The sequence below is a fragment of the Rhizobium sp. TH135 genome (assembly GCF_002855515.1).
GTDB lineage: Bacteria > Pseudomonadota > Alphaproteobacteria > Rhizobiales > Rhizobiaceae > Allorhizobium.
Genome location: NZ_PKRP01000001.1, coordinates 464,598 through 477,991, shown reverse-complemented (window position 1 = coordinate 477,991; position 13,394 = coordinate 464,598). Strand labels below are relative to the sequence as shown.

Annotated in this window: 17 protein-coding genes; 7 read left to right on the top strand and 10 right to left on the bottom strand. The window is 62.3% G+C overall.

Annotated elements, in window-relative coordinates; genetic code table 11:
- Positions 1–63: 63 nt before the first annotated feature.
- Complete coding sequence (locus C0V73_RS02350) at positions 64–369, bottom strand: DUF1244 domain-containing protein (RefSeq protein WP_102018377.1); 306 nt, start codon at positions 367–369, stop codon at positions 64–66.
- 11 nt (positions 370–380) lie between these two features.
- Positions 381–1,190, bottom strand: coding sequence for an N-formylglutamate amidohydrolase (locus C0V73_RS02345; protein ID WP_102018376.1), 810 nt, complete (start codon positions 1,188–1,190; stop codon positions 381–383).
- A 185-nt stretch (positions 1,191–1,375) separates the two neighbouring features.
- Between C0V73_RS02345 and C0V73_RS02340 the strand changes: the two genes are divergently transcribed.
- Both C0V73_RS02340 and pyk read left to right on the top strand, forming a co-directional pair.
- Complete coding sequence (locus tag C0V73_RS02340) at positions 1,376–1,882, top strand: DUF1036 domain-containing protein (protein WP_102018375.1); 507 nt, start codon at positions 1,376–1,378, stop codon at positions 1,880–1,882.
- Positions 1,882–3,321 carry a pyruvate kinase gene (gene pyk, locus C0V73_RS02335; protein WP_102018374.1) on the top strand — a complete coding sequence of 480 codons (1,440 nt, stop codon included), beginning with the start codon at positions 1,882–1,884 and terminating at the stop codon, positions 3,319–3,321. The genes C0V73_RS02340 and pyk overlap by 1 nt, the downstream gene beginning before the upstream one ends.
- 58 nt (positions 3,322–3,379) lie before the next feature.
- Here the strand turns inward: pyk and C0V73_RS02330 are convergent, their stop codons facing one another.
- From C0V73_RS02330 to C0V73_RS02305, 6 genes are all read right to left on the bottom strand, one after another.
- Positions 3,380–4,447: an alpha/beta hydrolase gene (locus C0V73_RS02330; protein ID WP_172449972.1), complete on the bottom strand. Its 1,068-nt coding sequence runs from the start codon at positions 4,445–4,447 to the stop codon at positions 3,380–3,382.
- Between the two features lie 78 nt (positions 4,448–4,525).
- Entirely contained in the window at positions 4,526–5,161 is a 636-nt protein-coding gene (locus C0V73_RS02325; protein ID WP_102018373.1) for a tetratricopeptide repeat protein, read from the bottom strand.
- Positions 5,162–5,274: 113 nt separating this feature from the next.
- On the bottom strand, positions 5,275–5,400 hold the full coding sequence (gene ykgO / locus C0V73_RS02320) for a type B 50S ribosomal protein L36 (protein WP_006726873.1): 126 nt from the start codon (positions 5,398–5,400) through the stop codon (positions 5,275–5,277).
- A gap of 178 nt (positions 5,401–5,578) precedes the next feature.
- Entirely contained in the window at positions 5,579–6,643 is a 1,065-nt protein-coding gene (locus tag C0V73_RS02315) for a 5-(carboxyamino)imidazole ribonucleotide synthase (RefSeq protein ID WP_102018372.1), read from the bottom strand.
- Positions 6,640–7,140 (bottom strand): 5-(carboxyamino)imidazole ribonucleotide mutase, encoded by a 501-nt coding sequence (purE, locus tag C0V73_RS02310; protein WP_102018371.1) that lies wholly within the window; start codon positions 7,138–7,140, stop codon positions 6,640–6,642. Before purE ends, C0V73_RS02315 begins: the two co-directional genes overlap by 4 nt.
- A 16-nt stretch (positions 7,141–7,156) precedes the next feature.
- Entirely contained in the window at positions 7,157–7,360 is a 204-nt protein-coding gene (locus tag C0V73_RS02305; RefSeq protein WP_102018370.1) for a DUF465 domain-containing protein, read from the bottom strand.
- Between the two features lie 233 nt (positions 7,361–7,593).
- Here C0V73_RS02305 and C0V73_RS02300 point away from each other — a divergent pair, with 233 nt between their 5' ends.
- Complete coding sequence (locus C0V73_RS02300) at positions 7,594–7,770, top strand: DUF465 domain-containing protein (protein ID WP_102018369.1); 177 nt, start codon at positions 7,594–7,596, stop codon at positions 7,768–7,770.
- 148 nt (positions 7,771–7,918) lie between these two features.
- Here the strand turns inward: C0V73_RS02300 and C0V73_RS02295 are convergent, their stop codons facing one another.
- Complete coding sequence (locus C0V73_RS02295; RefSeq protein ID WP_102018368.1) at positions 7,919–8,179, bottom strand: metalloregulator ArsR/SmtB family transcription factor; 261 nt, start codon at positions 8,177–8,179, stop codon at positions 7,919–7,921.
- Positions 8,180–8,263: 84 nt separating this feature from the next.
- Positions 8,264–9,040 (bottom strand): sulfite exporter TauE/SafE family protein, encoded by a 777-nt coding sequence (locus C0V73_RS02290; protein ID WP_102018367.1) that lies wholly within the window; start codon positions 9,038–9,040, stop codon positions 8,264–8,266.
- Positions 9,041–9,145: 105 nt separating this feature from the next.
- On the opposite strand from C0V73_RS02290, the gene C0V73_RS02285 reads away from it, so the two are divergent.
- The 4 genes from C0V73_RS02285 to C0V73_RS02270 all read left to right on the top strand — a co-directional run bounded on the left by C0V73_RS02285 (position 9,146) and on the right by C0V73_RS02270 (position 13,324).
- Positions 9,146–9,793, top strand: coding sequence for a thiamine phosphate synthase (locus C0V73_RS02285; RefSeq protein ID WP_102018366.1), 648 nt, complete (start codon positions 9,146–9,148; stop codon positions 9,791–9,793).
- An 8-nt stretch (positions 9,794–9,801) separates the two neighbouring features.
- Positions 9,802–10,992 carry a tetratricopeptide repeat protein gene (locus C0V73_RS02280; RefSeq protein ID WP_102018365.1) on the top strand — a complete coding sequence of 397 codons (1,191 nt, stop codon included), beginning with the start codon at positions 9,802–9,804 and terminating at the stop codon, positions 10,990–10,992.
- Positions 10,993–11,114: 122 nt separating this feature from the next.
- Entirely contained in the window at positions 11,115–12,383 is a 1,269-nt protein-coding gene (locus C0V73_RS02275; RefSeq protein WP_102018364.1) for a DUF4010 domain-containing protein, read from the top strand.
- Positions 12,384–12,523: 140 nt separating this feature from the next.
- Positions 12,524–13,324 carry an inositol monophosphatase family protein gene (locus tag C0V73_RS02270; RefSeq protein WP_102018363.1) on the top strand — a complete coding sequence of 267 codons (801 nt, stop codon included), beginning with the start codon at positions 12,524–12,526 and terminating at the stop codon, positions 13,322–13,324.
- The last annotated feature ends 70 nt before the right edge of the window (positions 13,325–13,394 follow it).

The following is a 13,394-nucleotide window of genomic DNA, read 5'->3' as shown; positions in this document are numbered from 1 at the left end:
TTTCGTGGCGATCACGTGCCGCGAAGCGGCGTCCGCGTCAAGCCCCAAAGCTCGGGGACGTGATCATTCCTTCGGGCGGTTCTTCTCGAACGCCTGCTGTTGGTCGGTGCTTGCCTCGCGCTGGTGCAGTGCCTTCCACTCTTCATAGGGCATGCCGTAGACGATCTCGCGGCTCTCGTCCTTGGTGAGGTCGAGCCCGGTTTCCTTCGCGGCGTCCAGATACCAGTTCGACAGGCAGTTTCGGCAAAAGCCGGCGAGGTTCATCAGGTCGATGTTCTGGACTTCGGGTCGATTGCGCAGATGGGAAACGAGCCTACGGAAGGCGGCCGCTTCGAGTTCGGTTTGTTGGTCCTTGGTGGGGAGCGTCATGCAGTCCTCCTTCAGGGCGCGATTGGCTGGATAGGGTAAGGGCCGGTGCGCGATGCATGGACTTGATACTCGTGCAGCTTCGGGTCGGCATTGAGGCGCTCGAAGATTGGTGCGAGGCGATCAGCCCAGGCGGTGACGTCTGCCTCGTCGGCGATCAGATCCTGCCGGACCTCCAGCAGCGCATGCGGGATGCCTGTTATCATGCAGTGCCGATACATGGTGTCGCCCTTCAAGGCGCCATCATAGGGTTCGTTGTCGCCGACGAGTATGTCTCCCGATGCTTCAAGGCCATCGATCAGTGGGCGCACCGCCCGCTCGTCGGTATCCCAGAGAACGGCTGCGTGCCAGGGCCGCGGCACGCCTTTCCAGGCCGGCGTGTAGGAATGCAGCGACAGCACCAGCGGTGCCTTGCCCGAAGCTTCGGCGACGCTGGCGATCACCTCGGAGACGGCCTGGTGATAAGGGCGGTGGTAGGTCGCGATGCGGTGCTGCCATTCCTCCGGCGTGATCGGATGGTTGCCGGGAATGATGGCGCCATCCGAAATGCGCATGATGATGGTCGGGTCATCCTCGCCGCGATTCGGATCGATCAGCAGGCGGGAGAAGCGCGACATAACCGCCGGCACACCGAGGCGTGCCGCAAGCTGCCGGGTGAGCGGCTCGATGCCGATGTCATAGGCGATGTGACGGCCAAAAGCGTTGTCCGGCAGGCCGAGGCGGCCATAGGGCTCGGGAACAATGTTGGTGGCGTGGTCGGCGAGAAGCACGAGGCCGGCATCGAGGCGGCCTTCTAAAATCTCAAAAACGGGGGAAACATTCATCAGTTTGAAGCCATCGTCTGCTACACCCGCTTGATCGCATGGGGAATGGGGGAGCGCAAGCTTTCATGGCTGTCACGTTTGTGCCAAGATCGGACATATAGGTTCCAGTACTGACCAAAGACAGAAAATATAATCGATTAGAGTTGCGTTGACATTCTCTGGTCAGCATCGCAAGAAGGCATCCCATGCGCATTTTTGGAGTTCCGGCGGCAATCGTGCATCACTCGATCAGACAGACTTTTGACCGTGCCAAGGCGCGTTTTCTGAAGCCCCTCCTGATCGCGGGTGCGCTGTTTTCGCCACTGCTGGCAGCCGATGCCGCCCATGCCGAGTTCCGTGTCTGCAACGGCACACCGAACCTTGTCGGCGTCGCCGTCGGCTACCGGGCGGAAGAGGGCTGGATTACGGAAGGCTGGTGGCAGGTTCCGGCCGGCACCTGCGCCACACTGATCGAGGGCGAACTCCAATCGCGTTACTATTATCTCTATGCTGAGGATGCCGCCCGCGGTGGTCGCTGGACTGGTGACATCAACATGTGTGTCGCCGAAAACGAGTTCAAGATCGTTGGCGTGAAGGACTGCTTCGCACGCGGTTATCAGCAGATGGGATTCAAGGAATACGACACCGGCAGGCAGGGGAGCTGGATGGTCCAGCTGTCCGATACGTCGGGCACCCAGGAAAGCCAGAACTGATGAAGCGAAACCGCAAAGTAAAGATCCTCGCCACGCTTGGTCCCGCATCTTCCGACGAAGCGATGATCCGGAAGCTCCACGAAGCCGGGGCTGATCTTTTCCGCATCAATATGAGCCATTCGAGCCATGAGATGCTGCGGACGCTCATCCAGCGCATTCGCAGTGTCGAGGCAGCTTGTGGGCGCCCGATTGGCATCCTCGCCGACCTGCAGGGACCGAAGCTGCGTGTGGGCAAGTTTGCCGAAACCACCGTCGAGCTGAAGGCCGGCCAGACCTTTACCCTCGACAGCAACGAAGCGCCCGGGGATGCGACCCGCGTCTACCTGCCGCATCCGGAAATTCTCGAATCGGTGAAGCCGGGTGACCGCCTGCTGATCGATGACGGCAAGCTCCACCTGAAGGCCGTCAAATGCGATGGCAAGACGATCGTGACCGAAGTCGTCTCCGGCACCAAGATCTCCGACCGCAAGGGCGTGAGCCTTCCCGACACCATCCTTGCCACCGGCGTTCTGACCGACAAGGACCGCGCCGACCTCGACGCCGTGCTCGCGACCAATGACGTCGACTGGGTGGCGCTGTCCTTCATCCAGCGTCCGGAAGATCTGGCGGAAGTCCGCAAGATCGCCAAGGGCCGCGTGGGCCTGATGTCGAAGATCGAAAAGCCGCAGGCCATCGAGCGCATCGACGAGATCATCGCACTGTCCGACGCCCTGATGGTTGCCCGTGGCGACCTTGGCGTTGAAATGCCGCTCGAGCGCGTGCCCGGCATCCAGAAGCAGCTGATCCGCGCCTGCCGCCGCGAAGGCAAGCCTGTTGTCGTCGCGACCCAGATGCTGGAATCGATGATCACGGCACCTGTGCCGACGCGTGCAGAAGTCTCCGACGTCGCGACCGCCGTCTTCGAAGGCGCCGACGCCATCATGCTGTCTGCAGAGTCGGCTTCCGGCCAGTATCCGGTCGAAGCCGTTGCGACCATGGCGTCCATCGCCCACACGGTCGAGCGCGAGCCGCACTATCCGGGCATCATCTACGCCCAGCGCGCCCAGCCGGAAGCGACCGGTGCAGATGCCATTTCGCTGGCTGCCCGTCAGATAGCCGAAACACTGCGCCTGCAGGCGATCGTCTGTTACACGTCTTCGGGCAATACCGGTCTGCGCGCCTCGCGCGAGCGTCCGGAAGTGCCGATCATTGCGCTGTCGCCGGTCATCCAGACCGCGCGTCGCCTCTCGGTGGTCTGGGGCCTGCATTGCGTCGTGTCTTCGGAGCCGACCGATCTCGACGAGATGGTCAATGGTGCTTGCCGGATCGTCGTGGACGAGGGCTTCGGCAAGCCTGGCGATCGGATCATCATCTCCGCCGGTGTGCCGCTCGGCACGCCTGGCTCAACGAACATGCTGCGCATTGCCTATATCGGCTCGGATGGTCAGACGGGGATCTGATCCCACTCTGAATATTAGAATTGGAAAAGCCGCCCTCGGGCGGCTTTTTTCGTGGCGGTTACTGTCCAGCCTGAAGGGAAGGGGAGGTTCCTGTCGGTTCCACGCGTGTCGCAGCGAGCCGCGGCTCCACCGCGCGCGCCATGGCCTGCAGATCGCGTGTTTGGCCGGCGATCTTCTCCAGGGCAGCGATAACGATATCCGTCACGATGTAATCCGGCTTGTGGCCAAGACCTTCGATCCAGACCAGTTCGGAGCCTGCGATGTCGCGAGCGAGGCCCTTCGAATGGATTTCCTCCAGCACGATTTCGTCTGCGTCGCCGGTGATGACCACCGTCGGCTTGGCGATCTCGCGGTAGCGGGGGGCGAAGGTGCTCACATAGGCATGCAGGCCGGCGACATCCTTTGCATTGGAGCGGAAGGTCGAGGGGCGCAGGACGAGGGCCGGGCCTGTGTCTTCGAGATAGGTGTCGGGACGTGGATTCGGTGCGAAGACATGATCCGTCGCCGGCCCGATGCGCATCATGCCCGCATGCAAAGCGAGCGTATGGCAGAAGATCGGGCCGATGACCGGCGCGGAAGCGAGATGGTAATACCAATCGACGCCGCCCGGCCAAGGATGGGTGGCTGCGGCGAGGAAGACTAGGCCTTCGACCTTGTCCGGATGCAGCACACCGAAGCTTGCTGTGATCGCGCCGCCGAAGGAGTGGCCGACGACGATCGCGCGTTCGATGCCCTTCTTTTCCATCAGGCGCGCAATCGCGTTCGCCTGGCCGTCCGGCGTGTCGTTCTCCGGCCCGCCGCGCTCGGAATAGCCGTGCCCGGGCCTGTCGACGAAGAGAAGCTCGGCACGACCTCGCAGAGGCTCCAGGAAGGCGCCTGCCTGGTCTCTGAGGTTCCCGGAGGCGCCGTGGATGAAGATGATGGGTGGCAGGTCTGCGTCGGGGCCTGCTGGCACGTGGAGGGCGTTCAGGCTGAAGCCGCCGACATCTGTCAGCTCGCCGACATTCGGCGTCTCGGTCTCGATGGCGCGCGCGCGGAGTTGTGTGGCGATGGCAAGGGCCGCGAGCACGGCGATGAGGATGAGGAGGATGACGAGCAAGGCGAGACCGATACGGGGGAGGAGCAAGAGCGAAGCTTCCGAGCTGGACGATATGGCAACAAGATCGTGCTGCAGGGCCGTTCGTCAAGTGAGGTCGATGCTGCCTTACGTCCGCTGGCCGGCCAGCTCTTCGGAGAGCTTCGAGACGATCTCCTGGGCCTCACGGTCGGCGGGGAAGATGTCCAGGTAGCGTTCCCAGGCCTTCAGTGCCGCATCCTTGCTGCCGCGCTCCGTGAGGATGCCCGCAAGGCCGGCAATTGCGCCGAAATGGCGAGGCTCGAGTTCCAGGACTTTCTCGATGTCCGAGACGGACTTCTGGTAATTGCCCATGGTGAAGTGAAGCGTCGCGCGCTGGTTCCAGGCGCCGACAAAATCGGGTTTGAGTATGATGGCCTGATCGATGAAGTCGAGGGCCGCAGCATTGCGCTTTTCGCCGGCGGCTTTGGCAGACCATTGCATGAGCAGATTGATCGTCGGGCTCGACGATTCGCTCCAGGTCGCCATCGTGGAATTGGCGATCTGGCGTGCGGCCTGGGGATTGCGCTCCCGTTTTAGCTCGGCCAGCAGGTCATCGACAGTCTTGGGCTTGGCCGGCGGCTTCAGCGGGATCTGTTCGACAGGGGCCTGGGTCGCTTGCGCGCCGCCCTGTTCTTCGGGTGCCTGCGCGGAGACGGTACCTGCGGTCAGCAGGGCGGGAACGAGCAGGTGGCTGAGGGCGAGTCGCAAAGAAAAACGGCGCATACAGGGAAGGTAGTCCCTCAGCGCCGTCTTTCAAACTCAAATTTCCGATATCAACACGCTGCAGATGAAGCGGGCAGTCCGTCCGGCTCATGGGATCCTGAGATCCCGGGGCATCAGCCCTGGCGAGCCTTGAAGCGCGGGTTCTGCTTGTTGATGATGTAGATGCGGCCCTTGCGGCGAACCAGACGGTTGTCGCGATGACGGGCCTTAAGCGCTTTCAGCGAGTTCTTGATCTTCATTTTTCTGGTCCACAACGATTGTCGGGGAATGTGTCATTCACCCACTGTGTTCAAACAATCAAAAGCGCGCCGCTGGGCGCGCCCTTGAAGAGTTGGCGGCAATTAGCCCGAGGGAGGCCTTGATGTCAACATGCCCGGCGGAAAATGCGGGACAGATCAGGCTAAAAAACCGGGAAAATCAGTCGCGAAACGGCAGGATTTCGGTGACATGGCCCATCTTGCGGCCGGGTCTGGCTTCCGTCTTGCCATAGAGATGAACAAGCACGTTGGGCTTTGAGAGCCAGGCCGGGACAGAATCGATATCGTCGCCGATCAGATTCGTCATCACGCAATCGGAGTGGCGGACAGTGTCGCCGAGCGGCAGAGAGGCGACCGCGCGGATGTGCTGCTCGAACTGCGAGACGATGCAGGCGGCCTCCGTCCAGTGGCCGGAATTGTGAACGCGCGGCGCGATCTCGTTGGCGATCAGGCTCCCGTCCTCCAGCACGAAGAACTCCATGCCGACCACGCCGACATAGCCGAGGCCCTCGAGAAGCTTGGTCGCAGCCTCGCGGGCAGCCTTGGCCGTCTCAGGCGTGATGGCTGCGGGCTGGGTCGAGGTGTGCAGGATGCCGCCCCGATGAACGTTCTCGGTCGGGTCGTAGCAGCGGACTTCGCCATCGGTGCCCCGGGCGGCGATGATCGAGATCTCGCGGATGAAGGGCACGAAGCTTTCAAGAATCAGCGGGACGGCGCCCAGCACTTCATAACCGCCGTCGGCGGCTTCACCCTTGCGGTAGACCTTCTGGCCCTTGCCGTCGTAACCGAGGCGGCGGGTCTTCAAGACACCTTCACCGCCGAAGTCGGCGAGCGCTGCCTCAAGGTCGGCCTGGCTGTCCACGGCGTGGAAACGGGCCGTCTCGATGCCCGACGCGTTGAGGAAGCGCTTTTCCGTCACGCGGTCCTGAGCAACCTCAAGCGCCTTCGGTGGCGGATAGACGGGCACGCTTGCGGCAAGCGTCTCGGCTGCGGTTACCGGCACGTTTTCGAATTCGTAAGTGACGACGTCGCAAAGGCGGGCGAGCTCGGCGAGTGCTGCCGGATCGTCATAGGCAGCGGTGATCTGCTGGTTCGCCACCTGCGCGGCCGGGCTGTCGGCCTGAGGCTCGAGGATAACCGTGCGGAAGTTCAGACGGGCGGCAGACATGGCCAGCATGCGGCCGAGCTGGCCGCCACCGATGATGCCGATGGTGCGGATGGTCATGGGGCCTCGTCCACGGGATATTCGGCGACGGATGCCGTCTGGCGCTCGACCCATTCGTCGAGGCGGTCAGCGAGTTCGTCGTCGTAGACGGCCAGAACACGGGCGGCGAGCAGGGCGGCATTGACGGCGCCTGCGCGGCCGATGGCCAATGTGCCGACGGGAATGCCAGCCGGCATCTGGACGATAGAGTAGAGACTGTCGAGGCCGGACATCGATTTCGACTGAACGGGGACGCCAAAGACGGGAAGGGTGGTCAGAGACGCGACCATGCCGGGCAGATGCGCTGCGCCGCCGGCCCCTGCGATCACCACTTTGAAGCCCTCGTCGCGGGCTCCCTTGGCGAAAGCATACATGCGGTCGGGCGTGCGATGTGCCGAAACGATCCGGGCTTCATAGGAGACGCCGAGTGCGTCGAGCGTGTCTGCGGCGTTCTTCATGGTCTCCCAGTCTGACTGGCTTCCCATGATGATGGCGACGGGCGGGCACTCAGCGGTCATCTCGGATCCTTCTGTGTCACGCAATGATGTCGGGGATTATCTGGTCTTCAAGCGCCGTGATCTTGTCCTTGATGGACAGTTTCTTCTTCTTCATGCGCTGAATTCGCAGGGCGTCGCAGCCGACGGTGATCATGGCGTTGATCGCGGCATCGTAGTCTTCATGCTCCTGGCGGAGCCGCGCCAACGAGAGCCTGACGTCAGCCTGTTCCTGATCGGCCATGCTTATTCCCCATATCGCCGTTTTGCCCATCCTTTAAGGATGCCCGGAAGATTCGCGCAAGCTCCTATCATCAAATACCGGTAACGGGAAGTTATCCCTGTCTTGGTTTTTGATGGTCGTTTTTGCCCAGTTCGCCTTCGACAAACCGCATTTCTCGTGTCACATTATCTTCGCAAAGCCTGAAACTCCAGCGGATGAGGGTTGGAGGTAGGCGAGAAGGAAGGACGCATCAAATGACCATACAGGCTCATCTTGAATCGCTGCAGAAGAAGCACGGAGCCCTGGAGGACAAACTCCATGACGCACTTGCATCTCCCTCCGTTGATGACCGGCACATTGCCGAGCTGAAGCGCCTGAAACTGCGCCTCAAGGATGAAATGGAACGCCTGAGGGCTTCCACACGCCACTGATACCACCCTTCCGGCTGCGCCGGGATCAGGCGGACCCAAAGACCGATCCCGATGTATTCATGAAGCAGCCAATATCCCACCCTTGGCCCCGGAGTTCACACAACTTCGGGGCTTTTATTCTGCCTGTTCGGTGGAGGGCAGAGAGGGCTCAGGACCAGAACTGGTCGAGCCACATGTTCATCCGGTCAAAGCCCGGGCGATTGATGAAGTAGATGCGGCGCGTGCCTTCGGAACGCACATGCACCAGACCGCTGTCGAGCAGAGCTTTCAGGTGCTGGGAGACGGCCGGGCGACTGATCGGCAGTTGGCCCGCCAGTTCGTTGACGGTCTTTTCCCCCCGCCGCAGATCCTCGAGGATATGTCGCCGGTTCGGGTCTGCGATCGCCATGAACGGGTCTGCGTTCGTCATGGCTGAAAGGTTATGTCAAAGGTCCCTCGGCGGCAAGCGCAGATGTGCGGCGCAGCATAGGCTTTCGCGGCAGGTATGCGGGTGTCAGATGCCCGTCAGTCCGCGCGTGCCATCCCAGAGCAATTTGCTGCCGGCGATCAGCACCATGCCGTACATCAAAGGGTAGAAAATGTGTGGCTTCAGGTAATGCACAAGGCGTGCGCCGGCGAGCGTCGAGATAAGGGCGACCGGCAGGAGCGCGCCTGACAGGCTGAGATTGGTTGCATCCAGTTCCCCAAGCGCGAAATAGGGGATGACCTTGATCGCATTGAGGATGGCGAAGAAGCGCGTCGAGGTGCCGGTATAGGTGAGTGGGTCGAGCTTCAGCGGCAAGACATAGATCTGGAAGGGCGGGCCACCGGCATGGGCAACGAAACTCGCATAGCCGGCGAGCGAACCCCAGAAGGAACCTGCCACAGGCCGTTCGCCGACCGGTTCGGTTTCTTTTCCCTTGTAGGCCAGCCAACTTTCAAGGAAGTATTTCAGCGCAAAGACGACCGATATGGCGCCAAGCACGAGGCGCATGGCATCCGCCGAGACATAGGTGGACGTGGCCCAGCCGAGCCCGATGCCGATCACGGCGCCCGGCAGCATGGCAATCAGGGTTGCGCGGTTGTTGTGATGGCGCCAGGCCCAGAGTGCCACGGCGTCCATGACCAGAAGGATCGGCAGGAAGATCGCAGCGGCCTGCATCGGCGGTACGGCAAAGGCCAGCAGCGGCACGCCGATCAGCGCAAAAGCGCCACCGAGACCACCTTTCGACAGGCCGACAAGGGCAACAGCGGGAATGGCGACGGCATAGAAGTTCGGGTCTGTCAGCATTGCGCGGTTGATCCTTTCGGAAGAGCGGTCTATCGGATTTGTCTAGAGAAAACGAGGACGAAATCCGCGAGATACGGACCCGTCCCGCACACGGAAACACCGCGCATGACCGAAGACCGCTGCCGCCTCGTCCTCATCGTTCCCGATATCGCTGATCCTGCCGAGCGCACAGAGGTGCTGCGCAACGCCTTGCGTGGCGGCGATGTGGCATCGGTCATCATCCCGCAATACGAACTCGATGACACCGTGTTCCAGAAACATGCGGAAATGCTGGTGCCCGTCATCCAGGAAGCGGGAGCGGCGGCGCTGATCGTCGACAACAGCCGTGTGGCCGGGCGCGTCAAAGCCGATGGCCTGCACATCTCCGGCAATGCCGCGGCACTCGCAGAGGCGGTCGAGAAGCATGTGCCGAAGCTGATCGTCGGTGGCGGAAATGCCATGGACCGTCACCACGCGCTGGAGATGGGAGAAATCCAGGCCGACTACATCTTCTTCGGCAAGATCGACGGTGACATCAAGCCGGAAGCCCACTCGAAAAACATCGCGCTTGGCGAATGGTGGTCGTCGATGATCGAGCTTCCGGCGATCGTCATGGGCGGTAGCGATCCTTCCTCGGCGGTCGTCGTTGCCGAGAGCGGTGTGGAATTTGTGGCGCTCGGAAAGGCCGTGTTTGCCGATCCTGCTCAGGCTGCCGCAATCGTGACCCGTGTGAATGCAGAGCTTGACGAAAAAGCGCCACGGTTTGAGGCTTGAACCGCCTCATGCGTTCAAACTCGTCCCTCCACCGTCTGATTCTCGCCGCACTCGCCGGGGCATGCCTTGCGGTGGGCACACCTGCGAGCGCACAGGAGAGCGAGGATGGTATCGCGATTGGTGAGCAGCCGGCGATCCTGCCGGCGGATCCATCCGATGCGGGCGAGATCGAGCGCGGCGCGCGCGACAGCAGCAGTACCGGGGATGCCAACAAGCTCGATCGTGGCGATCTGGATTCCACCTTGCCGGTGACGAAGGGTGCCAAGCCGACCGCGGGCGATAAGCCCGATGAGTTGCAGGGCATCAACATCTATCTGCGCATGGGCGCCCCCTTGCCGGACGTGCCGGCGGAAAAGGCCTATGAAGGCAAGCCTGACGACGCTTACGGCGCCTTCCAGCGCGGGTTGTTTCTCACGGCCGTCGACAAGGCCTTGCCGCGTGCGCAGCTCGGGGATCCCGCAGCGCAGACACTGCTGGCGGAGATCATGTCCCGCGGTCTCGGCGTCAAGCGTGACCTGAAGGGCGCTGCCTTCTGGTATGGCCAGGCGGCCCAGGGCGGTGATCCGGCTGCAATGTTCAAATATGCCCTTCTCCTGATGGAGGGCCGCGAAGTCCCGCAGGACAAGGCGAAGGCGGATGACTACATGCGCCGCGCGGCGGACGCCGGCAATGCATCTGCCCAATTCAATTGGGCGCAGATCCTTGTTGCCGGCACACCCGGCGTGCGCGGGCTGACGGCTGCCATGCCCTATTATGAAAAGGCGGCCGAGCAGGGCGTTGCCGACGCGCAATATGCGCTGGCGCAGGTCTATTCAGCGTTGAAGGACGTGCCGGACGAGAAGAAGTCGCGGGCGCGGGAATGGATGATGCGCGCCGCACGGGCGGGGTTTGATACCGCTCAGCTCGATATCGGGCTGTGGTTGGTCAACGGCTACAATGGCCCGCGGGACTATGAGGCCGGCTACCGCTGGCTGAGCATCGCGGCTGCGCGCGGCAATGTGGTGGCGCAGAACCGTATCGCCCATCTCTACATCAATGCGCTCGGGACAAAGCCCGATCCGGTTGAGGCGGCGAAGTGGTATGTGCTGTCGCGCCGTGCAGGTCTGAAGGATCCGGGGCTCGAGGATTTCTATCTCGGTCTCAACGAAGAGCAGCAGAAACAGGCGATCGATCTCGCCAACAGGTTCCGGCGAACCTGACGCAGCCCGCTCTGCCGCTGTATACCTAGTCTCTATGATATGAACGTATAAGCCGCCTCCGGTTGAGCCGATCCTATCGGTGGCTATCATCGAGATTTGGGAACACGGGGAGGGCGGCGGTCATGGATCTCATCGATATCTTCCAACGCCTCGGTCTGGCACTCGCCATCGGTGCTGCCGTCGGCGTCGAACGGCACTGGCGCGAGCGTGACGAGCCGGAAGGTGCGCGCATCGCCGGCATCCGCACCTTCACCCTGATCGGCATGACGGGCGGGATTGCCGGGCTGCTGGATCAGGGCCTGACCCCGGATGGCCTGTCCGGTCTTGTTGTCGCGAGCTTCCTGCTCGCAGTCGCCATGGTCATGCTGCGTTTCGGCCTCATGGAGGCCCGGGCCGAGGGCTCGTTCAGCGCAACGACCGTCATCGCTGGCATCACCACTTTCGGCCTTGGAGCGCTTGCTGTGCTCGGCGATATGGCAGCGGCGTCGGCTGCGGGTGCCGCCATGGTCACGGTGCTTGCCAGCCGCGAGTTCCTGCATGGCGCGATCCGGCGGCTCACCTGGGTGGAATTGCGCTCGGCCGTCGTGCTCCTGGCCATGGGTTTCGTGCTTTTGCCGCTCATTCCGGCCACCCCTTACGGACCCTTTGGCGGTGTGTTGCCGCGCAGCCTGGTGATCCTGGTCATCATGCTCGCTTCGATCTCCTTCGTCGGCTATGTCGCGGTGCGCCTTATCGGTGGTGGACGCGGTGATCTCGTGGCCGGCGCCGTGGGTGGTCTAGTCTCTTCGACGGCCAGTACGCTTGCCATGGCGCGGCAAAGCCTAGCGGTCGCAGACGGCTCTGCAGGGCCAGCCGCCGGAGCGATTGCGGCTGGCAGCGTGTCGCTGGTGCGCACTGGGTTGCTTCTGCTTGCGCTGGCACCAGCCATTGCGGAGCGGCTTCTCTGGGGGCTTCTGGTTGCCGGTGCGCTGATGATGGTCGTGGCCGTCTCACTCGTCGCACGCAAAGGCGCGACTTCGGAGGCTGCGCTGCCGACCAATCCTTTCGAACTGCTCCAGGTGCTCAAGATGGCGCTGATGATCACCGTCATCGCCTTTCTCGCGCGGGCGGCCAGCCAGGTTTTCGGAGATGCCGGCCTTTATGCGGTATCAGGTCTGACGGCACTGGCCGATGTGGATGCGGCGACGGTGACGGTTGCCGGCATGCTGCCGACGCTGTCGGTCGAGGTTGCGACCATTGCCGTCAGCATTGCTATCGTCTCGAACATGGTGGCCAAGGTCGTCTATGCGGCTGCGATCGGCACCAAGGGCTTTGCTGCCCGACTGGCGGTCGCGACTTTGGTCGCCATAGGTTCGGGCGTGATCGTCACGCTGGCTGCAGGGCTCATCTGACGCTGGTGCATAGGCGGGAATAGCCATCCCCCTTGAATTCCGGCGGCATTTGTGGTCTTGAACCCGCCAAATGCCGCCGCCATCGCGTGCTGCTCCGGTCGCCGCCCTCCGGCGCCTCCCAGTTTCAAGGATTTCGATCAATGGCCCGCTCCGCCCTTCTCAATGTCATGGTCCAGGCTGCCCTCAAGGCCGGCAAGTCGCTTTCGCGCGATTTCGGCGAAGTGCAGAACCTGCAGGTTTCGGTGAAGGGCCCAGGCGACTTCGTCTCGCAGGCCGATTTCCGGGCCGAGAAGATCGTGCGTGAAGAGCTGCTGAAGTCGCGTCCGACCTATGGCTTCCTCGGCGAGGAAGGCGAAGAGATCAAGGGTACCGACGGCGCGCATCGCTGGATCGTCGATCCGCTCGACGGCACGACCAACTTCCTGCACGGCATCCCGCAGTTTGCCGTCTCGATCGCGCTGGAGCGCAATGGCGAGATCGTCGCCGGCGTCATCTTCAACCCGGCGACCGACGAACTCTATACGACGGAAAAGGGCGGCGGCGCCTTCCTCAACGATCGCCGCATCCGCGTCGGCGCCCGCAAGGTGCTGTCTGACTGCGTCATCGGTTGTGGTGTGCCACATCTCGGTCGTGGCCAGCACGGCAAGTTCCTCGTTGAACTACGCCATGTCATGGGTGAAGTCTCGGGCGTTCGCCGCATGGGTGCTGCTGCTCTCGACCTCGCCTATGTCGCTGCCGGCCGTCACGACGGCTTCTGGGAAGCACAGTTGAATTCCTGGGACATCGCAGCCGGCATTCTCCTGATCAAGGAAGCCGGTGGCTTTGTTTCCGACATGAAGGGCGGCCAGGAGATGTTCGAAAACGGCACCGTACTTGCCGGCAACGAATACATCCGCAAGGCGCTGGAAGAGGTCGTCAACCGACCGGTGCCGCAGTCCTGATTACTGTATAGGGAAAATTTTCCCAACCTCCGCGGCTTCAATTCGTCTCAATTTTGCACTAGCCTCCGGG